Origin of the sequence: Clostridium chromiireducens, assembly GCF_002029255.1 — a bacterium.
GTDB classification, from domain to species: domain Bacteria; phylum Bacillota; class Clostridia; order Clostridiales; family Clostridiaceae; genus Clostridium; species Clostridium chromiireducens.
Genome location: NZ_MZGT01000030.1, coordinates 37,140 through 61,609, shown reverse-complemented (window position 1 = coordinate 61,609; position 24,470 = coordinate 37,140). Strand labels below are relative to the sequence as shown.

General features: G+C 29.2%; 22 protein-coding genes. 17 read left to right on the top strand and 5 right to left on the bottom strand.

Features of this window, described 5'->3' with window-relative positions:
- Positions 1-200 precede the first annotated feature (200 nt).
- The 10 genes from CLCHR_RS12340 (at position 201) to CLCHR_RS12295 (ending at position 13,246) form a co-directional block, all read left to right on the top strand.
- The gene (locus CLCHR_RS12340) at positions 201-1,547 is read left to right on the top strand and encodes an FIST signal transduction protein (protein ID WP_079440107.1); all 1,347 of its coding nucleotides are present in this window, start codon (positions 201-203) and stop codon (positions 1,545-1,547) included.
- 111 nt (positions 1,548-1,658) lie between these two features.
- Positions 1,659-3,497, top strand: coding sequence for a hybrid sensor histidine kinase/response regulator (locus tag CLCHR_RS12335; protein WP_079440106.1), 1,839 nt, complete (start codon positions 1,659-1,661; stop codon positions 3,495-3,497).
- Between the two features lie 812 nt (positions 3,498-4,309).
- Positions 4,310-5,014 carry an MIP/aquaporin family protein gene (locus CLCHR_RS12330; protein WP_079440105.1) on the top strand — a complete coding sequence of 235 codons (705 nt, stop codon included), beginning with the start codon at positions 4,310-4,312 and terminating at the stop codon, positions 5,012-5,014.
- Between the two features lie 228 nt (positions 5,015-5,242).
- Positions 5,243-5,800 carry a glycerol-3-phosphate responsive antiterminator gene (locus CLCHR_RS12325; protein WP_079440104.1) on the top strand — a complete coding sequence of 186 codons (558 nt, stop codon included), beginning with the start codon at positions 5,243-5,245 and terminating at the stop codon, positions 5,798-5,800.
- A gap of 274 nt (positions 5,801-6,074) precedes the next feature.
- On the top strand, positions 6,075-7,574 hold the full coding sequence (glpK, locus tag CLCHR_RS12320) for a glycerol kinase GlpK (protein WP_079440103.1): 1,500 nt from the start codon (positions 6,075-6,077) through the stop codon (positions 7,572-7,574).
- Between the two features lie 204 nt (positions 7,575-7,778).
- Positions 7,779-9,206, top strand: coding sequence for an NAD(P)/FAD-dependent oxidoreductase (locus CLCHR_RS12315; protein WP_079440102.1), 1,428 nt, complete (start codon positions 7,779-7,781; stop codon positions 9,204-9,206).
- Between the two features lie 17 nt (positions 9,207-9,223).
- Positions 9,224-10,477 carry an NAD(P)/FAD-dependent oxidoreductase gene (locus tag CLCHR_RS12310; protein WP_079440101.1) on the top strand — a complete coding sequence of 418 codons (1,254 nt, stop codon included), beginning with the start codon at positions 9,224-9,226 and terminating at the stop codon, positions 10,475-10,477.
- Between the two features lies 1 nt (position 10,478).
- Positions 10,479-10,832, top strand: coding sequence for a DUF1667 domain-containing protein (locus tag CLCHR_RS12305; protein WP_079440100.1), 354 nt, complete (start codon positions 10,479-10,481; stop codon positions 10,830-10,832).
- Positions 10,833-11,343: 511 nt separating this feature from the next.
- The gene (locus CLCHR_RS12300) at positions 11,344-12,945 is read left to right on the top strand and encodes a cell shape-determining protein (protein ID WP_079440099.1); all 1,602 of its coding nucleotides are present in this window, start codon (positions 11,344-11,346) and stop codon (positions 12,943-12,945) included.
- A 145-nt stretch (positions 12,946-13,090) separates the two neighbouring features.
- Positions 13,091-13,246, top strand: coding sequence for a zinc-ribbon domain-containing protein (locus CLCHR_RS12295; protein ID WP_015392682.1), 156 nt, complete (start codon positions 13,091-13,093; stop codon positions 13,244-13,246).
- A 165-nt stretch (positions 13,247-13,411) separates the two neighbouring features.
- On the opposite strand, the gene CLCHR_RS12290 is transcribed toward CLCHR_RS12295, so the two are convergent.
- Positions 13,412-13,891, bottom strand: a complete 480-nt coding sequence (locus CLCHR_RS12290; protein ID WP_079440098.1) for a CarD family transcriptional regulator — start codon at positions 13,889-13,891, stop codon at positions 13,412-13,414.
- 371 nt (positions 13,892-14,262) lie between these two features.
- Between CLCHR_RS12290 and CLCHR_RS12285 the strand changes: the two genes are divergently transcribed.
- The 3 genes from CLCHR_RS12285 to CLCHR_RS12275 all read left to right on the top strand — a co-directional run bounded on the left by CLCHR_RS12285 (position 14,263) and on the right by CLCHR_RS12275 (position 16,981).
- Positions 14,263-15,072, top strand: a complete 810-nt coding sequence (locus CLCHR_RS12285; RefSeq protein ID WP_079440097.1) for a hypothetical protein — start codon at positions 14,263-14,265, stop codon at positions 15,070-15,072.
- Between the two features lie 170 nt (positions 15,073-15,242).
- Positions 15,243-15,860 (top strand): uridine kinase, encoded by a 618-nt coding sequence (gene udk / locus CLCHR_RS12280; RefSeq protein ID WP_079440096.1) that lies wholly within the window; start codon positions 15,243-15,245, stop codon positions 15,858-15,860.
- Between the two features lie 455 nt (positions 15,861-16,315).
- Positions 16,316-16,981: an HAD family hydrolase gene (locus CLCHR_RS12275; RefSeq protein ID WP_079440095.1), complete on the top strand. Its 666-nt coding sequence runs from the start codon at positions 16,316-16,318 to the stop codon at positions 16,979-16,981.
- Positions 16,982-17,167: 186 nt separating this feature from the next.
- On the opposite strand, the gene ilvA is transcribed toward CLCHR_RS12275, so the two are convergent.
- The 3 genes from ilvA to CLCHR_RS12260 form a co-directional block, all read right to left on the bottom strand.
- Complete coding sequence (gene ilvA, locus CLCHR_RS12270) at positions 17,168-18,388, bottom strand: threonine ammonia-lyase (RefSeq protein ID WP_079440094.1); 1,221 nt, start codon at positions 18,386-18,388, stop codon at positions 17,168-17,170.
- Positions 18,389-18,719: 331 nt separating this feature from the next.
- Positions 18,720-19,142 carry a YjdF family protein gene (locus CLCHR_RS12265; protein WP_079440093.1) on the bottom strand — a complete coding sequence of 141 codons (423 nt, stop codon included), beginning with the start codon at positions 19,140-19,142 and terminating at the stop codon, positions 18,720-18,722.
- A 331-nt stretch (positions 19,143-19,473) separates the two neighbouring features.
- Positions 19,474-21,030 carry an ABC-F family ATP-binding cassette domain-containing protein gene (locus CLCHR_RS12260; protein ID WP_079440092.1) on the bottom strand — a complete coding sequence of 519 codons (1,557 nt, stop codon included), beginning with the start codon at positions 21,028-21,030 and terminating at the stop codon, positions 19,474-19,476.
- 366 nt (positions 21,031-21,396) lie between these two features.
- Here CLCHR_RS12260 and CLCHR_RS24780 point away from each other — a divergent pair, with 366 nt between their 5' ends.
- Positions 21,397-21,561, top strand: a complete 165-nt coding sequence (locus CLCHR_RS24780; protein ID WP_169896788.1) for a hypothetical protein — start codon at positions 21,397-21,399, stop codon at positions 21,559-21,561.
- Positions 21,562-21,729: 168 nt separating this feature from the next.
- Here the strand turns inward: CLCHR_RS24780 and CLCHR_RS12255 are convergent, their stop codons facing one another.
- The gene (locus tag CLCHR_RS12255) at positions 21,730-22,434 is read right to left on the bottom strand and encodes a DUF6873 family GME fold protein (RefSeq protein WP_079440091.1); all 705 of its coding nucleotides are present in this window, start codon (positions 22,432-22,434) and stop codon (positions 21,730-21,732) included.
- 213 nt (positions 22,435-22,647) lie between these two features.
- Between CLCHR_RS12255 and ytxC the strand changes: the two genes are divergently transcribed.
- The 3 genes from ytxC (at position 22,648) to rpmI (ending at position 24,468) form a co-directional block, all read left to right on the top strand.
- Positions 22,648-23,547: a putative sporulation protein YtxC gene (ytxC, locus tag CLCHR_RS12250; protein WP_079440090.1), complete on the top strand. Its 900-nt coding sequence runs from the start codon at positions 22,648-22,650 to the stop codon at positions 23,545-23,547.
- A gap of 180 nt (positions 23,548-23,727) precedes the next feature.
- The gene (gene infC, locus CLCHR_RS12245; protein ID WP_079440089.1) at positions 23,728-24,249 is read left to right on the top strand and encodes a translation initiation factor IF-3; all 522 of its coding nucleotides are present in this window, start codon (positions 23,728-23,730) and stop codon (positions 24,247-24,249) included.
- A gap of 21 nt (positions 24,250-24,270) precedes the next feature.
- Positions 24,271-24,468: a 50S ribosomal protein L35 gene (gene rpmI / locus CLCHR_RS12240; RefSeq protein WP_079440088.1), complete on the top strand. Its 198-nt coding sequence runs from the start codon at positions 24,271-24,273 to the stop codon at positions 24,466-24,468.
- Positions 24,469-24,470: the final 2 nt, after the last annotated feature.

The window sequence follows — 24,470 nt, the reverse complement described above, 5'->3', positions numbered from 1 at the left end:
GCCAACTATATTGTGAATAATATAGTTGGCATTTTATGCTTTTTTAAAAAATATATGAATAGAATATAAGATATTCTGAAAGAAAATTAAGTAAAAAATAGGAATTATATGTTATAATTATAATTATTTTGATATAAAATATATACTTGGTTGGATGATTTTGAGAATGTGTGAAGAGAGAATGAATAGGAGTGGTATTTTTGCCGGGGAAAATAAAAGAAATGATTGATGAGATTATTCAAGAACGATCTAGAGGTAATCCTGCTATTAAAGAAATGACTATAGCTAAATTAATATTAAAAGGGATTAATCCAACAAAGTTTGATAATAAATCTTTAGATGATATTGCAATAATTGAGAAACTTTTTGAAATAGCTAAGCAATTAAATATAAGGAGTTTTGATAATAGAGGGATTAATATGAAGTCTGCATTTTCAACTAAGTACATAGAAGAGGAAGTTGTATTAGATTTGAAAGATCAGTTGAATGTTGAGGATACAAAGCTAATAATTTTTTTTGCATCCTCCATCTTTGATCAACAGAAGATCAGCAAACTCATGAGTAAAAATTTTCCGGAATGCATAGTAGTAGGGTGTTCCACAGCGGGAGAGTTAGTAAGTGGTAAAGTTTTAAGAAATTCTGTTGTAGCTATGGCTATCGGATCAAATATTGTTTCAGATGTTAAGGTAGAAGTTGTCAAAAATATGAGAGAAAACTTAAGTATAGAAAAAGCCTTTAAGTCATTCGAAGAATACTATGAAGAAAGCCTATATACTATGGATACTAAAAAGTTTGTTGGTATTACATTAATTGACGGACTAAGCATGAAAGAAGAAAAAATTATGGACTTGATTGGTAATAGAACGAATGTTTTTTTTGTTGGTGGATCAGCTGGTGATGATTATAAGTTTTCAGAAACGTTTGTTAGTGCAAATGGAAATGTTTATAATGATTCTGCTGTTCTTATTTTACTAAAAATAAGCGATAAGGCAGAATTTGATATAATAAAAACACAAAGCTTTGAAATTTTGGATCATGTCTTTATTGCTAACAAGGTTAATGAAGAAAAACGGAAAGTTATAGAGTTTAACAATAGGCCTGCAGTTTTTGAATATGCAGATGCTGTAGGAGAACATTCATTAGATGATGTTCCAAAATATTTCATGACAAATCCATTAGGACTAATAGTTGGGGAAAAAGATATTTTTATAAGAGCACCGCAACAAGTAATTGGGACAAGTATGTCGTTTTATTGTAATATACTTGAAGGAATGGAAGTTAAACTTCTTAAATCAACAAATATTATTGAAGAAACTAAAAAAGCTATCGATAACAAGATAAATGAGTTTGGGAGAATAGAAGGGATGATAAATTTTCAGTGCATTCATAGAATACTTGAGTTAGAAAGAGATAATTTATTGAATGAATATGCAGAAATATTTAAAGATATCCCTACAGCTGGTTTTTCCGCCTATGGGGAACAGTTTATAGGTCATATGAATCAATCATCGACAATGCTTGTGTTTAGGGTTAAGACAGAAATGTAAGATTCCTTATACATTAGTGGAAATAAAACGTTTAATTCTTAAATTTAAGTTATTTTGAGAAGAGATATTCCAGGTATCTATTTAAAATATTTTGAGATGAGGTTATAAGTAATGGAAGATATGCAACTATTATTAAATAATGCCAATATTTTTATTTTTAGTGATTGTGTTAAAAATTTTGAGGCATTAACAAAGATACTTAAGCAGAAAAGTTATAATAATATTAAAAATACTTCGAACTATGATTTAGCCGTAAACTATGTGAAAGAAAATATTCAAGATATAATTTTAATTGATATTAGTGAAAATGATAAAATTGGATATAAAATATGTAAAATATTAAAAACAGATAAAGAACTTAGGGAAATTCCGATTATTTTTATCTGCTCAAAAGAAAATAATGATAAAGAGGAATTATTTAGTGTTGGAGGAGTTGATTATATATGTAGTTGCTTTAATGAACTAGAAGTAGTAGTGAAAATTGAAATGCACTTAAAGCTTAGATTTATGGAACTTCAACTAGAAAAAATAAAAAATGAGAATAGTAATTCGATTAGTGAATTACAGAGGACTAATGAAGAATTAATTAATCTTAATAAAGTTTTGAAAAAAGAGGTTAGGGAAAAAAATCAACAATTTGAAGAGATAGCTCTTGAATTAAAAGAATTCAACGTTGTACTCGAAGAAGAAATTACTGAAAGAACAAAAACAGAAGAAGCTCTAAAAGAAAGTGAAAGACAATTTCGTTATTCATTAGAAGAAGCTCCATTACCTATAATGTTATATACTGAAGATGGCAATATTAAAACAATTAATAGAACATGGGTCGAAATTACAGGCTATACAATTAAAGATATGTCTACAATTTCTAAATGGGCAGAAGTATCAGAAATATTCAAGTTAGACTTGGCGGATAATAATATAAAAAAGCTATCTACATCTAAAAAGAGGCAGAATGATGGTGAATATATTGTAAAAACGCGGAAAAGTAATATAAGATTTTGGAACTTTTATTCAGCATATATTGGAGAATTACAAGATGGACATAAGTTATTTATGAGAGTGGCTATAGATATAACTGAGAGAAAGAATATTGAAGAATTACGTAGAAGTGTAGAAGATGAAAGAAAGAAATTATATGAGATTAAGGAATACGATAGGATAAAAACAGAGTTCTTTTCAAATATATCTCACGAACTAAGAACTCCAATTAACCTCATTTTTTCTGCCCTGCAAATGCATGACTTAAAATTAAAAAAATGTTCATTTCCAGATGAATCTATAGATAAATATAAATATACTAAAATTATGAAACAAAATTGTTATAGATTGCTAAGGCTTATTAATAATATAATTGATATAACAAAAATTGACTCGGGATATTTCGATATTTGTGAGCAAAATGTTGATATAATTAGTCTTATTGAGAACATTGTTATATCTGTAGCAGATTATGTTGAAAGCAAAGGATTATCACTAATATTTGATACAGATGTAGAAGAAAAAGTTATTGCCTGCGATCTTGAGAAAATAGAAAGGATTATACTAAACCTTTTATCGAATGCAGTGAAATTTACACCTAATGGCGGCACTATTTTAGTAAATGTACAAGACATAGGTGAAAATATTAGTATTTGTATTAAAGATACTGGTAGAGGCATTCCGAAAGATAAACTTAATACTATATTTGAACGATTTATGCAGGTGGATAAATCTCTAACAAGAGATCATGAGGGAAGTGGAATAGGGCTTTCACTTGTAAAATCTTTGGTTGAATTGCAGGGAGGAACAATTTCGGTTAAAAGTCATATCAATGAAGGCACAGAATTTATAATCCAAATACCATGTAAATTAGTTGATGAAGTTGAGGAGGAATTCTCTTTTTGTGATTCCATAGGAAAAAATTATATTGAAAAGATAAATATAGAGTTCTCTGACATATATAAATAAGATTTTATGGTGCCTATTTTAATTTACATACAGAAAAGAATGATTAAATCTCAGAAGATAGCTGGATTAATCATTCTTTTTGAGTTAGTAGTGTCTGTTAATCTAGCAATTTATATGATAAATAAAAATTTAACAATAAGAACCTATATAATTTGAAATTAGAAAAAAATATGAGATGTTATAAGATAGATAATTGTTTTTAATACTCTATTTTTCTATAATTGGTAAAAATGAACTGGTAAATTATGATTGTTATATTGTTAACGAAGCTTGACACCTTATAATAAATATGTGATACTAAAATCAATAAGAAAACAATTACATTAAAATTTCAAGGGAAACTTTAGAAATTTAGGCTGTAGAGAATTAGAGAATAGAGCCACATAAAACTGAATTTGCTTAGGGAATTATATCCGTTTAAGTGAATTTAATCTTGTAATCTATCAATGCAACTGATTTATGTTGTATTGATAGATTACAAGGGAGTTTTATGTGGCTATAATTATGAGCAAATTTATTTAATATTAAGTTTATTTGGATTTTAAAAATCAAACATTTACTTAGTATAGTTCTTAAAATCATAAATAGCTATTAGTTAATTTCCTTGAAATATTAATAGAATTATAAAGTTTGAGAGTGGGTGAAAAGTAGTGAAAAAATATAACGCCTCTGAATCAAAAGAAGAATGAAATTTATAACAATAGGTCATGTGGAAACTATCAAATGTATGGAATGAAAATCAAAAGCAAATTAACTTAATATATTAAATATTAAGTTGAATAATATTGTTATTTTGAAAAGGAGAGAGTGTTATGACAATTTTTTTCGCAGAGTTAGTGGGGACATTATTACTTATTCTTTTAGGAGATGGTGTTGTCGCAAATGTTGTACTAAAGAATTCAAAGGGGTTTGGTTCAGGATGGATGGTAATAACAACAGGATGGGCATTTGCAGTTGCAGTTCCCGCTCTAATTTTTGGAAGTTATAGTGGAGCTCACTTTAATCCAGCATTAACTATTGCTCTTGCAGCTATAGGTAAAGTTGCTTGGGGACAGGTGCCAATTTATTTGGCGGGACAATTTATAGGTGGCTTTTTAGGAGCAGCATTAGTATTGATTTTTAACTATGATCAATTTAAATCAACAGATAACAAGGGGGACAAGCTAGCAGTATTTTGTACTGGACCAGCTGTAAGAAATAATTCATTAAATTTTATTTGTGAGGTTATAGGAACATTTGTATTAGTATTTGGAATCTTAGGAATTGGAGCGCAAAATTTAACAAATGGAATTGGAACATTATTTGTAGGATTCTTAATTTGGGCAATTGGTTTAAGTTTAGGAGGAACAACTGGGTATGCAATTAATCCAGCTAGAGATTTGGCGCCAAGAATTGCACATGCATTACTACCTGTACCTGACAAAGGGGATTCAGATTGGTCGTATGCATGGATTCCTGTTGTTGCACCAATAGTAGGAGCTGTTCTAGGAGCGGTATTTTACACAGTGTTTATGTAATTAAGCAAAGTGGTTTTTAAACTTATTTATTAGATTACTAAGTGAAAATATAAATATAAATAGTAAATAATTATATAATTTAAGTGTGACAAATTTTGAAAAAAACAAAAAAAATATCCAGAAAGTTTAGAGAATTTGATTTATTATTTTAGTCAATTAGATTTGACACTAAAAGATAAATATGTAATACTTAAAATAAAAAAAGAAAACAATTACATGGGAGTATGCATGAATATTAAAGAATTATTAGAAGAAAATCCGATCATAGCAGCAGTAAAAAATGAAGAACAGTTAGAACTAGCAATAAATTCAGATGCTCAAATTATATTTGTTTTATTTGGAGATATAATGAACATCAAAAATATCAGTGAAATTATATCATCTAAGAATAAAATAGGAATAATCCACATCGATTTAGTTGAAGGCCTTACTAACAAGGAAGTTGTTATAAAATATATAAAGGATGAAACAAAATTTAGTGGCATTATTAGTACAAAACCTCAAGTTGTAAAACTCGCTAAAAAATATAATTTATTAGGAGTTCAACGAGTATTTATTTTCGATACACTTTCATTAAATAATGTAAAAAATCATATGATTTCTGAATGTGATGCAATAGAAGTATTACCAGGAATAATTCCTAAAGTACTTGGAATTATTTCGAAACATTCTAATAAACCAGTTGTTGCTGGCGGATTAATTGAAACCAAAGAAGATGTAATGCAAGCATTGAATTCAGGAGCAACATGTGTATCTACTACTAAAAAAGAAATTTGGGACATGTAGGCTAAAGAGAATTAGAGAATGAAGCCACATAAAACTAAATTTACTTAGATTAATATTATTTACCTAAGTAAATTTTAAATTTATACTATGCAGCAAGATATAATAAGCATTGTAAGTATAAATGAATGTTTTATGTGGCTATAATTATGAGCAAATTACTGCGTAAAGTAACATTTAAATTCTAAAATGATTAATAAATATCAATCAATAAGATTTATTGCAAAATTTAGTATTTAAAATTAAAATTTACAAATATAGAAAGCAGGTGCATTGTATGAAAAAATATATAATAGCGTTAGACCAAGGAACTACAAGCTCAAGGGCGATAGTTTTTGATAAGGAGCAAAATATTTTTGGAGTAAGTCAAAAAGAATTTACACAAATCTATCCAAACCAAGGATGGGTTGAGCATAATCCGTTAGAGATATGGGCAAGCCAATACGGAGTTTTACAAGAAGTAATTGCAAAAACAAATATAACTCAAGAAGAAGTTGCAGCTATTGGAATTACAAATCAAAGGGAAACAACTATAGTTTGGGATAAAAATACTGGCGAACCTGTATATAACGCAATAGTATGGCAATGTAGAAGAACTGCAGCTATAATAGAAGAGCTTAAGGAAGACAATGAATTTGGAGAATACGTAAAAGAAAATACAGGATTATTATTGGATGCTTATTTTTCAGGAACAAAGATTAAATGGATTTTAGATAATGTAGAAGGTGCTAGAGAAAGAGCAGAAAAAGGTGAGTTATTATTTGGTACAGTCGATACTTGGCTTGTATGGAAACTTACTAATGGAAAGGTTCATGTAACTGATTATACAAATGCATCAAGAACAATGCTTTATAATATAAAGGATTTAAAGTGGGATGAAAAGATTTTAGAAAAACTTAACATTCCAAAATCAATGCTTCCAGAAGTTAAGAATTCCTCAGAAGTTTATGGATATACAAACCTTGGAGGTACTGGAGGAGTTAGAGTACCAATAGCTGGTATGGCTGGGGATCAACAATGCGCTTTATTTGGTCAAACTTGCTTTGAAGAAGGCAGTGTTAAAAATACTTACGGAACAGGTTGTTTTTTACTTATGAATACTGGAGAAAAATTAATTCATAGTAAAAATGGATTGGTAAGCACAATTGCAGTGGGTATAGACGGAAAGGTTCAATATGCATTAGAAGGATCAGTATTTGTAGGTGGAGCTGTTATCCAATGGATTAGAGATGAACTTAAATTAGTTAATGATGCAGCTGATACAGAATACTTTGCTAAAAAAGTAGAAGATAACGGTGGTGTATATGTTGTTCCTGCATTTACTGGACTTGGAGCTCCATATTGGGATATGTATGCAAGAGGTGCTATATTTGGGCTTACAAGAGGTGCTAATAGAAATCATATAATTAGAGCTGCTCTTGAATCTATTGCATATCAATCCAAAGATCTTATTGATGCAATGCAGGAAGATGCTGGATGTAAACTTACAAGACTTAAGGTTGATGGAGGAGCTAGTAGAAACAATTTATTAATGCAATTCCAAGCTGATATTACAGGTGCAGAGGTTGTAAGACCTATAATAACAGAAACAACAGCACTTGGAGCAGCATACTTAGCAGGACTTGCTGTAGGTTTCTGGAAATCAAAAGAAGAAATTGCTGAAAAGTGGGCTGTAAGTCAGGCTTATACTCCAAATCTATCTGAGGATAAAAAGGAAAAGTTATATAGAGGATGGAAAAAGGCTGTTAAAAGGGCAGAAGCTTGGGAAGAAGAATAGAATAAAATGTAATGGATAAATAAAGTGAAAAGTTTTAAAAAAGTTTAATATTTATACTGGACAAGTATACCTTTACAGGATATAATATAAATGTAATTGAATATAAATGCTGAGAGAATATAGAGTCAGGCATAAAACTAGGATGATTTTTCATCGTGTTTTTTGCTTGACTTTTTTTATGTCTTATAATAAGGAGGATGTTTTATGTATGATGTGGCGATAATTGGAGCAGGAGTTATAGGGAGCTCTATATTTAGAGAATTAACTAAGTATAATTTAAAAGTAGTTGTTTTAGAAAAAGAGAAAGACGTATCAATGGGTACAAGTAAAGCAAATTCAGCAATTGTCCATGCTGGTTATGATCCTAAAGAAGGCACTTTAATGGCAAAGTACAATGTGACAGGAAATGAAATGTTTGAAGATTTATGCAAAGAATTAAGTGTTCCTTTTAAAAGAAATGGATCACTAATTCTAGCTTTTGATGATGAAGATTTAAATACGTTAAAAGCTCTTTATGAAAATGGAAATAAGATAGGAGTAAAAGATTTAAAAATATTAAATAAGGGTGAGGTTCTGGAAATGGAACCAAACATTAATGAAGAAATAAAAGGGGCATTATATGCACCAACTGGTGGTATAGTAGGACCGTTTGAATATACAATTGCGCTCGCTGAAAATGCAGTTCAAAATGGTGGAGAACTTAAACTACAAAAAGAAGTTGTCTCTATAGATAAAAAGGATTTGTTTAGAATTTCAACTCAAGATGGAGAACTTGTTGAAGCTAAATTTGTAATTAATGCGGCCGGACTTTATGCAGATAAGATTCATAATCTAATCTGTAAAGAGAGCTTTAAAATAATTCCAAGAAGCGGTGAGTATTATATTATGGACAAGAGTCAGGGGAATATAGTGAATAGTACAATATTTCAATGCCCATCAAAATTAGGAAAAGGGGTTTTAGTAACTCCTACTGTTCATGGAAACTTAATGGTGGGGCCAGATGCTAGGGATATAGAGGATAAAGAGGATTTAGGAACAGCTGCAGAAGGGTTAGAAGCTATAAGAGAAGCTTCAATGCGATCTACAAAAAAAGTTAATTTTAGAGAAAGTATAAGGAACTTTGCAGGTCTTAGAGCTAATCCAGATACAGGTGACTTTATAGTTGAAGAAAATGATGAGGTTAAGGGATTTATTGATGTGGCAGGGATGAAGTCGCCTGGATTAACATCAGCTCCTGCTATTGCTTTAGGAGTTGTAGATATATTAGCTGAGGCAGGGTGCAAATTAGAGAAAAAAGAAAACTTTGTAGCTAGCAGAGAGCAAATTCATTTCATGGAGTTGTCACCTAAGGAGAAGGCAGAATTAATTAAGAAAAATCCACAGTATGGAAGAATAGTGTGTAGGTGTGAGAGTATAACAGAAGGTGAGATTGTAGATGCAATAAAGAGAAGTTTTGGAGTTCTTTCCTTAGATGGTGTTAAAAGAAGATGCAGACCGGGAATGGGAAGATGCCAAGGTGGATTCTGTGGACCAAGAGTTCAAGAAATAATTGCAAGGGAATATAGTGTTCCACTTGAAAGTGTTGTTTTAGAAAAGGATAATTCTTATATTCTAGTGGGTAAAAGTAAGTAGAAGGGCGAGGTAGTGTTATGAGTTATGAGTTAATAGTAGTAGGTGGAGGGCCAGCAGGCCTTGCAGCAGCATATGAAGCATATAATAATGGGATAAAAAAGATATTAATCTTAGAAAGAGATAAAGAATTAGGAGGTATATTAAATCAATGTATTCATAATGGTTTTGGGCTTCATACCTTTAAAGAAGAACTTACTGGGCCTGAATATGCCGGAAGATTTATAGAAATGATTGAAGATACAGATGTTGAGATAAAGCTTGATACAATGGTTTTAGAGATAGGAAAAGATAAAACAGTTTATGCAATAAACACAGAAGAAGGATTCATGGAACTTAAGGCAAAAGCTATAATTCTTGCTATGGGATGTAGAGAAAGAACCAGAGGGGCGATTAATATACCAGGTGATAGACCAGCAGGAGTATTTAGTGCTGGAGCAGCTCAAAGATATATTAATGTAGAAGGATATATGCCGGGAAAAGAAGTTCTTATTTTAGGGTCAGGAGATATTGGGCTTATAATGGCAAGAAGAATGACTCTTGAAGGAGCAAAAGTTAAAGCGGTTGTTGAATTATGTCCATATTCAAATGGATTAAATAGAAACATAGTTCAATGCTTAAATGATTATGATATTCCACTATATCTTTCTCACACAGTGGTAGATATTGTAGGAAAAGATAGGCTTGAAAAAGTTATAATAGCTGAAGTTGACGAGAATAAACGACCTATTAAAGGAACTGAAAAAGAATTTGAAGTAGATACTTTGTTATTGTCAGTTGGATTAATTCCTGAAAATGAATTATCATTTAATGCTGGAATTGAGGGAGATAGAAGAACTAATGGTTTAATGGTTAATGAAAGTATGGAGACATCAGTAGATGGTATATTTGCATGTGGGAATGTAGTACATGTTCATGATTTAGTAGACTTTGTAAGTCAAGAATCAAAACATGCTGGTTTTTCAGCTGCAAAATATATTAAAGGAGAGCTTAATAAAAATAAATATATAAATATTATAAATGGGTCAAATGTGAATTATACAGTTCCTCAAAGACTTAATGTAGATGCAGTTGATGATAAATTGACTATATTTATGAGAGTAAATAATATATATCACGATAAAGCATTAGTTGTAAGATGTAATGATGAAGTTATAGCTAAATTTAAAAGAGCTCATTTAGCACCATCAGAAATGGAAAAAGTAGTTTTAGGTAAGGTGCTATTAGATAAGGTTAAAGGTGATATAACAATATCATTAGAGGATGGTGAATAAAATGGAAAAAGAATTAATTTGTATATGTTGTCCTAAGGGATGTCATTTAAAAGTAGATGCAGAAAATAATAGTGTACAAGGAAATGGTTGCAATAGAGGTATTGAATATGGGATAAATGAAGTTACAAACCCAGTAAGAGTAATAACTTCAACTGTTAAAGTAGAAAATGGAGAATTGGCAGTGGTGCCTGTAAAAACAAAAAATCCAATTCCTAAAGATCTTAATTTTAAATGCATGGAGGAGATCAACAAAATTACAGTAAATGCACCTATCAAAATTGGCGATATAATAATTAAAAATATTCTTGGAACTAATGTAGATATAGTAGCAACAAGAAATGTGAAAAAAATCTAAGCAAAAACTTTAAAAAATATAGTATGATGATATATTTTCTTACGTTTCTTAAGAATTTTCTGGAAATGTTGAATATATATAAAATGTTTGTTATCATGTAAATATGTTTTATAGATTAGAGATAATGAGGTCTCACAATTGTAAAGTTTGGCCTTCTTATCTCTTTTTTGACTTTGTAAATAAATAATCATAAAGTAAAAATAAGGAATAAGATAAATATCTTTTACAATTAAGTTGTAAGGAAATTTTAATTAAAGAATATTTTAAAGAAAAAATACTATTATACTTTGCCCCCAAAAGGAATATTTCTTAAATGTGAAGAATGCTTTGCCATTGCATATCTACACATTTTTATAATATAGTTTCCACATATTAATAGCTATATTATTTTAGAAATTTTACCTTTTAATAATATATGAGCTCCTGTATTTATATAGCTTCATAAATACAGGAGTATTTTTATATGCTATAATAATCTATACAAAAAATATAAATATATTGGAGGAGAAACATGAATAATAGAAATTTCATTAGATATCTTAAAATTTTATTTAGTGCGTATTTGATTATTGGATTGATTTTATTATTTTCAAGTAGTTTAATTTTAGATATTAGTCTTAGTGCAGGTACTATAGTTGGAATATTCGTAATTTGTACTTTAGCATATGGGATTTTGCTTAGAAGAAAAGAATATATAATTACAGCATCATCGGTTGCTGCATTATATATTGCCATATTTATCTTTTATAGTCCGCTAATTAGCTATAATGCTCACAGAAATTTGATTGGGAGTATAGATGAAGTAGATTTTTCAAGCCAAATAGAATATATGGATATAAATCAATTACCTACAATAGATAAAGAACTTGCATATAAACTTGCAGATAAAAAACTCGGTGAAATTACAAGCCTTGGGAGTCAAGTTACTATTGGTGAATTAAATCTACAAAGTGTAAATGGTCAACTATGTTATGTGGCTCCACTTGAGCATTCATCTTTTCTTAAATGGTTTACCAATAGAGAAGGGACAATTGGATATATTAAAGTAAGTGCTACAAATCAGAATGATGTGGAATTGGTTACTAAACTTGATGGTAATGATATTAAACTCAAATATTTAAATTCTGCATATTTTTTTAGTGATTTAAGCAGGGCAGCTTACTTTAAGGATATGAAAGCTGGACATACAGATTATACATTTGAGTTGGATGATACTGGAAGACCTTATTGGGTAATAACAAGATATGATACCGGAGTAGGTATTATAGAAGCTAAAGCTATCGGGGCATTAGTAATGGATGCGCAGACTGGAAACTCAGTTATCTATGATATTAATAATTTACCAAGTTGGGTCGATAGAATACAGCCTAAGCAGTATATAAATAGATATATTAATAAATGGGGAGAATTAGTTCATGGGGTTTTAAACTTTACTGACAAAGATAAGCTAAAATCAACAAATGGTATGAATATAATTTATAATAAAGGGACCTGTTACTATTATACAGGCATTACTTCAGTAGGAAGCGATGAATCACTTGTAGGGTTTACACTAACTAATACGAGGAATGGAGAAACAAAACTGTATAAAACTGCTGGTGCTACAGAGGAAGCAGGTATGAGATCAGCGGAGGGGAAGGTTCAACAGTATGGATATAAAGCAACTTTTCCTTACTTAATTAATATTCAGAATGAGCCAACATATTTTATGACTTTAAAAGATTCTAATGGTTTAGTTAAGCAATATTCTATGGTAAATGTTAAGAATTATAATACTGTGGGGGTTGGAGATACACTTCAAGCAACGTTGAACAAATATCTTGAAGGTTTGACTAATACTAATATTTCACTGGAAAGTGGGAATCAGGAAGAAGTAGTAGAAGGAGAAGTTGAAAGAATAGGGCTTGTTATAAAAGAAGGTGAAAGTATTTATGATGTTAAAATAAAGAATAATCCAAATATATTCTCAGTTTCAACAGAAACTTCTAGAGAAGTTGCTTTAACTAAGGTTGGAGATAGTGTCAAAATGAAATTCATTCGAGTTGGAGATAATAAATACATTATCACAAATTCATTTGTAAATATTTCATCTGGAGTAACAGAGAATAATTAAAAAATAGTATTGTATTTTTAAAAATAGTATGGTATACTTAAGAAGTTCGATGAGAACAAAATATATAAAAGATTTAATTATATTATAATTTCTCCTTATGAGAAAATATTGGTTAACTAAGTCTTTAAATTTGGAGGAATTGTAAATGGAAGATAAAACATTAGTATGTAAAGATTGTGGAAAAGAATTTATATTCACAGTTGGAGAACAAGAATTCTACAAAGAAAAAGGTTTCGAAAATGAACCAGTAAGATGTGCTGATTGTAGAAGAGCTAGAAAGCAACAAAACAACAGAAGATAGTTTCTGTTTGAAGCAATAAGCTATAAGAGTTTACTCTTATAGCTTTTTTAGTTAATAAAGTTATATCTATAAATTCTTGATTAAGTTTTTATAGATATAACTTTATTATTTTTATGTAGAGGTTTGTATAATAAATAATCAACAAAATAAAAATTAAATATTATATCATCCCAAATTCAAATCTAAAAAATTTTCAGCCTCCACTTCAGTAATATTTTTAATCAATGAAACTTCTTGAACTAATAATTTGTGGGCAGTATTGAAGAGCTGCTTTTCACTTGTGTTTAGTGATTTTTCTTTCCTTATAATCATCAAATCGTAAACAACTTCAGCACTATCCTTGAGCAAACCAGATTTCACTTTATTTGAATTAATTTGATATCTTTCTTTAGCAGACATAACTTGAGAATTATTCTCTTGATTATTAATATTAAATAATACATTCTCGAGAGTAGAATTGTCGCTAATTTTACGTAAATTTGAATTAGCTAGTTTATCACTTGGAATCATTATTTCTAAGTGATTTGATAGAATTTTTATTATTGTATACTCTTTATTTTTGCCGCTGAAAACTTTATTTTCTATTCTTTCTATGGTACCTATGCCTTGCATGGGGTAAACAACTTTATCTCCTATGGAAAACAAAAAATCCACCTCCTTTTTCTTTATTTTTATAGTATAACATATTTGTGAAAAAAATAAAACTTTTAATATATCACATGAGTGTAATTGTGTCAATAGGTTGATTTTGAGATTGATAAGATAAATGGAAATAAAGTAATTGGTCAATTTGTTATAAATCATGAGAAAGTTAATTTAATGAGAGGTGATTAAAGAATTTTTTGTTAAAAATAGACATGGTAGTGTAAAAAAGGCTAGAGAAATAAAGAAAAATACAAGGAAAAAAGAAAAATAAGAGTAAAACATAGAAATATTTAAATTATGGAAGAGCTTGATAATAAATAATATGTGATGTAAAATTAAGGAAAACATTACAATAAGAGGAGGTAGCTGATATGAGAGGACGTAAAAGAAAAGAATCAAGGAGAATTATTAAAAGTGATAGAAAGATTAATCAAAAAAATAAGAACTTGATGATAGAGAAGATTCTATCCTATAATCCTGCACTTGTGGAAGGAATCGAGATATATAAAGATGCCAATAGGAATTTTATGCTGCTAATTTTTCTTGGAGCTCTACTAATTAACTTCCCATTAATTTCAGTACCTTGTTGTGTGTTGTCTATGTTTTTTATTATAAAAATGCTACAGTTTATACGTTATAAAAGTATAAATAATATAGTAAAAGAGCTAGCAAAAGATATATCTTTCAAAGGAATATATGATAGAGGTAAAGTTGAGGATATGCTTGATGATTTTAGAACTAAGTATGGTGAAGATGTTATTGAGTATAGTGAACTAGTAGAAATGATTGAAAAATACGAAAATTTTGTAATTAAGATAGAGTGCATTTTGAAGAATATAAATATTCATGAAAAACAAAATGTTTATAACAAAGCTGGAATAAATAGTAAGAAAAAAGCTTATTTAAGAAGAGAAGATAGATTTACTTATGGTGAAACGGAAGAAAATCAGAATAAAACATTAGAACAAGATTATTATTTTGATGAAACCTTATCCGTGCTATATAAGAAAGAAAATGGTGAAATTAAAAAAATTAATAAAGCAATTGAACTTTTTGATATAGAAAGTATTGAAAATAATAGTGAAAATGCAATAATATTAAGGAATGTCAATAAAGAGAATAAGAATCTCACTGTATACTTATATAAGAAATCATCAGTGCTCCAAAAAAATGCATTATAGAATTCACTAATTTGATAAGAAAAGCATTACAGCAATGCTCTTGTTAGGCCCTAATAGAGATAATTAAGGTTTGATAAGAGTTGTCTTTTTTTTTATTTTGTAATAAAATCTAAAAGGTATGATAATATAAGTTTAATTTAGAATATATATATAATACTATGGAGGAAGATATGCAAGATGTAATGATAATAGGTATAGCTGGTGGTAGTGGATCAGGTAAAACTACGCTAGCTGAGAAAATAAGGGAAGTCTTCGAGGAGCAAGTTATTATACTTTGTCATGATTATTATTATAAATCTAATGAAGAAATTTCATTAGAAGAAAGAAAGAAGCTAAATTATGACCATCCAAATTCATTTGATACTGATCTTTTAATAGATCATCTTAAGCAGTTAAAGGAAGGAAATACAGTATACCATCCGGTTTATTCATTTGTTGAACACACTAGGCTAAATGATAAGGTTGAAGTTAAGCCAACTAAGGTTATTATATTAGAAGGAATATTGATATTTGAAAATAAGGAACTTTGTGATTTGATGGACATAAAAGTTTTTGTAGATACTGATGGTGATGTAAGGATAATAAGAAGATTGTTAAGAGATGTAAAAGAGCGAGGTAGAGATTTAGACTCTGTAATAAATCAATACTTAGGAACTGTGAAACCTATGCATGAGGAGTTTGTAGATCCAAGCAAAAGAAGGGCAGATATAATAATTCCAGAGGGTGGAGCAAATACTGTAGCGTTAAGTATGTTACTTGAAAGAATACGGAATTTTATATATAAATAATAATTGTACATATTTTAATAATAAACTGCTCTTATCAATTGATTTAGAGCAGTTTATTGTAGTTAGTATTTAATATTATTTGAATGTAGAGCAAGAACAATAATATTAACAGATGCTGGCAAACTTCTTTATAAGAGGGCTAAACATATAATAGAAATTACTAATTCGGCTGCTAGAGAAGTAGGGAATCTGAACCGATGGTGGTTGTGATGAGTCAATATTATAAGTTTATGAATGAATGTGCGGAAATTGATCTAAATGATTTAAAGGATGTACTACTTATTATTAAGAGATACTTTAAAGATTCAAATTACAGCGATTTGGATTAAGGAGAGATATTTATGGGGTGCAGCAAAGAGATTTTTGGAATTGTTTTATTAGTTGGAAAGTTTGAAGTAAAATGTTAAGATATAAAAAGTACGCAATATTTTTAATTGGAGAAGAGGAGAAAACGTATGAAAAAAATAGATGCAATAATTTTTGATATGGATGGAGTATTAATTGATTCAGAAAGAATATCATTTCAATGCTATAAGGAAGTTCTTAAAGAATATAAATATGAAATAGCTGAAGAGTTTTATGTAAAGTTTATTGGGAGAAATGTTGATGGCATAAAGTTAGTTATGTTGGAGGAATATGGAAGTGATTTCCCGTTTGATGAGATATATAAGAAGAAATCTGAATTAGCACATAAAACAACAAATGAAAATGGTGTTAAAATTAAAGCGGGAGTTCATGAATTACTAGATTATTTAAATAAAGAAAAATTTAAAATAGCTGTTGCAACTTCAACAAGGAGACAAAGAGCACTAGAACTATTGGAAGAAGCAAAGATAAAAGAGAAAGTTAATTCTATAGTTTGCGGTGATCAAGTGAAAAATTCCAAACCAGATCCGGAAATTTTCCTAAAGGCAGCAGAAGAATTAGATGTGGACCCTAAAAATTGTTTGGTTATAGAAGATTCAGACGCTGGGATAATGGCGGCTCATTCAGCAGGAATGACTGGTATACATGTTCCGGATATGAAAGTATTAGAGGAAGAGACAAAAAAATTAGCATTTAAAATATGTGAACGGTTAATTGATGTAAAAGAATTGATTAAAAATAATAAATTGAATTAGTATTTTTAATCAATTAATATAACTTTAAAGTACTGGTATGTAGAAGAATATATTATTAAAAGTAGGACAAGTTGTAGTTTTTAAGTGTAATGGCGCTGGTAAGGTGCTAAAATAAAAGACCTAAATATATTATAAATAGAAATGATCTACTAAAAGTTTTTTGTAGATCATTTTTCGTAAGTTTAATTATTGGTAAATCATTTTAGGGTTTATAACTTTTGGATCATAACCATTATTCCTAAGGGCTTTTATAATGGCTTCTTTATGTTCATGCCCAAAGGTTTCCATAGTTATATCAAGTTCAACCGCACTGTTACGATTAATGCTAACAAATTGATTATGATCTAGTTTGATTATATTACCTTGAGCTTCTGCAATTACCTTAGATACATTTGTTAATTCACCAGGTTTATCTGGAAGCAAAACAGAAACTGTACAAATACGTTCTCTTTCAATTAAACCATGTTGTACTAAGGATGCAAAAGTAATCACGTCCATGTTGCCACCACTTATAATAGATACAATTTTTTTATCCTTTACATCTAAGTGTTTTAATGCTGCTACAGTTAATAAACCTGAGTTTTCAGCAAGCATTTTGTGATTTTCAAGCATATCTAGGAATGCTCCTATAAGCTCGTGATCTTCAATAGTTATGATTTCGTCAAGATTTTGTTTTATATATGGAAAAATCTTAGAGCCAGGAGTTTTAACGGCAGTACCATCAGCTATAGTATCCACTGAAGGAAGAGTGATTACTTCTCCGTTTTTTAATGAAACCTGCATGCAGTTTGCACCAGCGGGCTCAACACCAATAACTTTTATGTTAGGGTTAAGAAGTTTAACGAGTGTAGAAACTCCTGTAGCGAGTCCACCGCCGCCTATTGGTACTAAGATTATATCAACGGTTGGTAATTCTTTTATGATCTCCATCGCTATTGAGCCTTGACCGGTTGCTACATCTAAGTCATCAAAAGGATGAATGAAAGTATAGCCTTTTTCTTCGGCAAGTTTTAAAGCGTAATTACAAGCTTCATCATAAACATCTCCATGTAAAATAACTTCTGCTCCATAGGCTTTAGTACGATTAACCTTCATTAGTGGAGTGGTAGTTGGCATTACAATTATTGCTTTTGTATTATAGGATTTTGCAGCGTAAGCTACTCCTTGAGCGTGGTTGCCAGCAGAAGCTGTTACAAGACCTTTGTTTCTATCTTCTTCTGAAAGCGTGCTGATTTTATAGTATGCCCCTCTTATTTTATAAGCACCCGTTTTTTGCATATTTTCAGGCTTGAAGTAGACTTTATTTCCTGTAATATCTGAATAATAATCACTAAACACTAATTTAGTTTTTAAAATTACTCTCTGTACGATTTCGTATGCTTCTTCAAATTTATCTAGTGTCATCATTTTTGTAATATCCCCTTTATATGTATATTGCTTTTAGCTAATAGTTTTATGATAACATGTTAGCATTTTATGTCAAGTAAGAGTTTTTAAGACAGTGAACTTTGTGAGATAAAATAAAAAAGTATATTTAAATTATAAAGAAGAACAAAAAATAACAAGTTAATATAATGCTGCAATATCATAAAAAAATAAATATCATTTATCAAAATGATATTTATTTGTGTTTAAGACATTAGTAGCATTTTTAACTTGTTATTTTCGAGCATTTTAGATAGTTACAAAATGAAGTATAATAGTTAAAAAAGAAGAGATTTATAGAGGACTTTTACTGTTAATGTCCTTTATGCTTTTCTAGCTTTTTCTTTTTTCTTAACTCAAACTTTTTTTGCTCTTCTTGCTCCTTTTGCTCTTTTGATTTTTGTTTGCGTATTATTTTGCTTTGTTCATGCTGTAATTGCATAGCTATTTGAGCTTTAGTTCCTATGCCTTTAGCATTAACCTCTTTTCTAATACTTCTCTGAAGCCTTTTAGGATTGTGTTTCCTTTCTACTGATTTAAATTCATCAGACAATATCGGCGAACTAAAATTTAAATGATAGAATTTTTTTAGTATGAATTCGTAAGTTTCCTCATCTTTTGGTTCTGAGCCGAAGGTAACTTTGCATACATTATATTCGCCATTTTCAATATTTTCAAAGACACCAATCCAAAATGGATCATCAAAAAGAACTGTTAATTTAATTATTGTTACCATAATTAAATCCTCCTGTATGAAATAAATTTACGGAGAATGGACAACCCCAGGAGGGCAGGTTACTGCTATATTATAATATAGGTTCTGACTACCAACAGAAACAGTGTTTTTATCTCTTAAACATTATTATAATAGAAGAAAGTATCAATGAAAAGAGAACTGTTTATTATTATATTTGCATTATGAGATTTTATTGTATTTTATATAGTTAATATATGAATTTATATATAAACACCATGATAAGGTTTTATAGAGAGATTATATAAAGTGATAAAGTTTAAAATGCAAAAAAGAGCCAGTTTTAATAAACTGACTACATTTTTAATAATTGCTATATTATCTTTGTTGTCCAATCTTCACAGTTCCAAGTTTCAGTTATTATGTCTCTATAAAAGTCAGGTTCATGTGAAACTAATAGAATTGTTCCTTTGTATTCTTTAAGTGCCTTTTTTAATTCATCTTTTGCATCAACATCTAAATGATTTGTAGGCTCGTCAAGTATTAATATGTTAGTCTCATTATTTATAATTTTACAAAGCCTAACTTTTGCAGCCTCACCACCAGATAGAACTCTTATTTGAGATTCTAATTGTTTAGTTGTAAGTCCACATTTAGCAAGAGCAGCTCTTATTTGATATTGAGTATATCCAGGGAACTCTTGCCACACTTCCTCTATACAAGTGTTACTATTATCGCCTCTATCTTCCTGTTCAAAATAACCTATGTATTGATAATCTCCTAGATTAACTTCTCCGCTAAGTGGTTTGATTATACCTAGTAAACTTTTTAAAAGAGTTGATTTACCAAGTCCGTTAGCTCCAACTAATGCTATTTTTTGTCCTCTTTCCATATATAAATTTAATGGTTTTGTAAGAGGAGAGTCATAACCTATAACTAAATCTTTAGTTTCAAAAATAACTTTACCAGAAGCTCTAGCTGGTTTGAAGTTGAATTCAGGTTTTGGCTTTTCCTTAGAAAGTTCAATTACATCCATCTTATCTAATTTCTTTTGTCTAGATTTAGCCATATTAGCAGTAGCAACATTAGCTTTATTTCTAGCAACGAAGTCTTCAAGTCTTGCAATTTCCTTTTGTTGCTTTTCAAAGGCAGCTTCTAATTTCTTCTTGTTTTCTGTATATATTCTTTGGAATTCATCATAATCTCCAACGTATCTAGTAAGCTTTCTTTCATCTACGTGATAAATTAAGTTAACTACTGAATTTATGAATGGTATATCGTGTGAAATTAGTATAAATGCATTTTCATACGATTGAAGGTATCTTTTAAGCCATTCTATATGTTCTTCATCAAGATAGTTAGTAGGCTCATCTAAAAGTAAAATATCAGGAGATTGTAGTAATAATTTACCTAAAAGAATTTTAGTTCTTTGTCCACCTGATAAATCATCAACATCTCTATCTAAGCCTAAATCTAAAAGTCCAAGTCCCTTCGCAACTTCCTCGACTTTTGGATCAATTATATAAAATCCATTATGATCAAGCATGTCTTGAATTGTAGCAGTTCTATCTAACATTTTATTTAACTCATCTTCACTGCAATCACCCATTTTTTCATATAAAGAATTCATTTCGGCTTCCAAATCAAAAAGGTATTTAAAAGCATCTCTTAAAGCATCTCTTATACTTTGCCCTTTAGTTAAAGCAGCATGTTGGTCCATATATCCAACTCTAACATTATTTGACCATATAACATTACCTTCATCAGGCATAAGTTTTCCTGTTACTATATTCATAAATGTTGATTTACCTTCTCCATTAGCTCCAATAAGACCAACATGTTCACCTTTTAATAATCTAAATGATACATCTTCGAAAATAGCTCTATCTCCAAAGCCATGATTCATATTTTTAACAGTAAGTACGCTCATTAATTTCCTCCTAAAATATAAAATAATTCGTTATAAATCTATTCTAAAATAGTTTAAATGATAGGAAGCTACTATGTCAAAGTAAATTTCTTATTTTCTTGGGCATTTAATAAATTTGATTTATATATGGAAGGCGAATTTTTAAGTTTAGAAATATAGAAATAATCAAAAAGTAAGAAATTGTGATGGTCATATGAAAAATTTTTACATATGACCATAAATATTTGAAAAATTAAAAATAAGTCAGAGTTTTATTAATAATATTCCTATTTTGGGGCAAACTTATATTACAAAAAAACATTTATAAATATAATTTTTTAGCAATTATAAATAATATAAAGATTTTTTAAGAAAGGAGATATTATCATGCTAGATTTAAACAAAGAAATAAAAGAAAAGGCAGAAAAAATGAGATGTGAAATGAAAGAATTCACTCAAGATATGAGTAGCGAATTTAGAACTATGACAGGAATTGTAAAAGAAAAAGCTGAAAAATTGAGCAGTGAGATAAGAAATAGGATAATAAGATAAAAATGAAAAGGATAGCAGTCAAGAGGAATCTTACACATGCTATCTTTTTTGTTTTTGAGAACATTATAAAGGAGATTTAAGTAATTTTTTGTATTTTATATAATGCTTCAGTTGCCTAATATAAAAGTAACATAAAAAAACAGAAATCATATTATATAGTGGACATGATTATAAGGTAAGTAGACTACCTCGATCTATTAATTTTCCTTTTCTTAGTGGGATGGGTGCGACGTCATATTTTGAAAGAAACTTTTTTACTTCGTCTCCCCATTTGTAACTATCTAGATCACCAAAGAAAGCCATTTTGTTATTAGAGATCATACCACCAACCCCGCCTATAAAGCCATAATTTAGTGAAGGTAGTAATATATCTCCGGGAGGAAGCAGAAGAATATCAAAGTTATAATTTTTTAAAGATTCAAAAATTCCTTTATCGCTTGTAATTAATGCAGTTTCATTAACGGGTAGGATAGAACATTTGGTGTATCCTTGAGGAACATTAATATGTTTTTTTAAATATTGCGATTTTAAAAGGTTATCGTCACTAAATTTTAATGTGTGTATAAAATAATTCTCTAATATTAAGGAATTTAAAATAATATCACCAGGATATTTATTAGTCAACGAGCTCTTAGAAAAAATATAATCTATATTATTTTCTTTGAGAATATTAATGAAAGTTTCAGAAATATTTTTTTGGATAATGATTTTATCACTTAAACTATTTTTTAATATATTTAATTGAATATCAGGATGACCATTTATAGCTTCATAAACATCATTAGATTTTGGGACTAGAATTGGATTGATTCCAAATTTTGAAAGATTAAGTAATTCTTCTTTTGTCGCTCTATAATCAATAAAACAATGCATAAAATGCTCCTTAAAAAATGTGATAAATAATCTGCTTTTGCAATCTAGCAAGGCAGTTGATTTAAATTATATTTTGAACCTTAGATTTAGATATGTCAATTAATTAACGATTATACGTAAAAAAGGAACTTGTGTTTAACCAAAAATAAAATATAAACTCTGCATATCATTAGATTTTTTATACATACTAATATTAAGAAGGGAGTGAAATCCATGCTTATTTTAAAATTAGCTTATAGTGAAGACTTGACTTTTTCTCGGGACCTGCAAGAGCTAAGAGAGCTACTGAAGAAGAAAAATATCTTAATAGGGTTTGTTGAAAGCATCGAAGGAAATACTCATATAATTAAGATAATTTCTGAGGATGAATGTTATAATGAAAAAATAAAAGAAGTTATTAACTTATATGTTAGTAATATTTTATATAGAATAGTAATTGATAATTATAGAAAAAAAGAAATGTTTGAATTCATAACGGATAACTATTTTTTCTTAAAACAAAGTGAGATACTGGAGGTGGAAGATCAAATAGTTAAAGTATTAAAATATGAAGAAACTACTCAAAATGAAGATTCTATATATTGCTTAAATAAAATAAACTTAATGGTAGAAATGATTAGAGATTGTATAAGTGAAAAACAAGAACTTAATATAGATGGGTTTATAACTTTTAGAATGCGAAAACTTAGAGGTGATATTGAGAAAATTATAGATAAAGTTGTGGAAAGATATATGGTCGAAAAGGAATATAAGGAATTTATAAAATTACTAAAGTATTTTGTAGAGTTACAGGAATCTAAGATAGAAGAAGTTAATATAATAATAGAAGAAGGGAATAATTATATTATTCGGGATAAAGAAGGTAAAAATTTATATTACGATTTTTGCAATGAATTAATAACGGAACAAAATAAAGTAGATTTAAATATTGAGGACATACTAATAAGTGGACTTATTACAAATGCACCAAAAGCTATAAATATTTTTGGTAAAGAAAATTGCAACAATAAGGAGTTTTTGGATACAATAGAAAATGTGTTTGAAAATAGAGTGACTTTTTATGAAGCAAACAACGAATATAATTCTGAAAAAATAATTGCGAAAAAATATTGACACGTATTAATAAAGATGATATACTAATATTCGTTAAGAAGAAACAGCCGTTTCTCACCTAACAGTGTTAATTCTACTGGTTGGGTTAATGGATATCTATTTATGCATTATGCATGATGTATTGATAATGTTGAGACGGCTATATGGCCGTCTTTTTATTATGTATGTAATTTTTCGGAGGTGAAAAATATTAATAAAGATTTTTCTATGAATGAAGAAATAAGAGAAAAAGAACTTAGAGTGATTGGAAGCGATGGGGAGCAATTAGGTGTTATCTCATCAGCTGAAGCAAGAAGACTTGCAGAAGAGAAAGAAATGGACTTAGTTATGATTTCTCCTAATGCTACACCACCAGTTTGTAAGATTATGGACTTTGGTAAGTATATATATGAGCAATCAAAAAAGGAAAAAGAAGCTAAGAAAAAGCAAAAAATTGTAAGTATTAAAGAAATAAGATGCAGTCTAACTATTGAGGAACATGATATTGACATAAAAGCAAAAAATGCAAGAAAGTTCCTATTAGATGGAGATAAAGTTAAAATCACTGTCAGATTTAGAGGTAGAGAAATGGAACTTTCCCACATTGGGCAAAGAATTCTTAATAACTTTGCTTCTAAATTAGAAGATGTCTGCCTAATAGAGAAACATCCTAAAAGAGAAGGCAGAAGCATGACAATGGTTTTAGGGCCTAAGAAGGCATAACTTGAGAGGAGGATTTTAATCATGCCAAAAATGAAAAGTCATAGAGGTGCAGCAAAAAGATTCAAAAAGACAGGTACAGGAAAGATCAAGAGAGCTAAAGCGTTTAAGAGTCATATCTTAACTAAGAAGAGCTCAAAGAGAAAGAGAAATCTTAGAAAAGCTGGATACGTTTCAGTAACACAAGAAAAAACTATTAAGAAATTATTACCATACCTATAAAA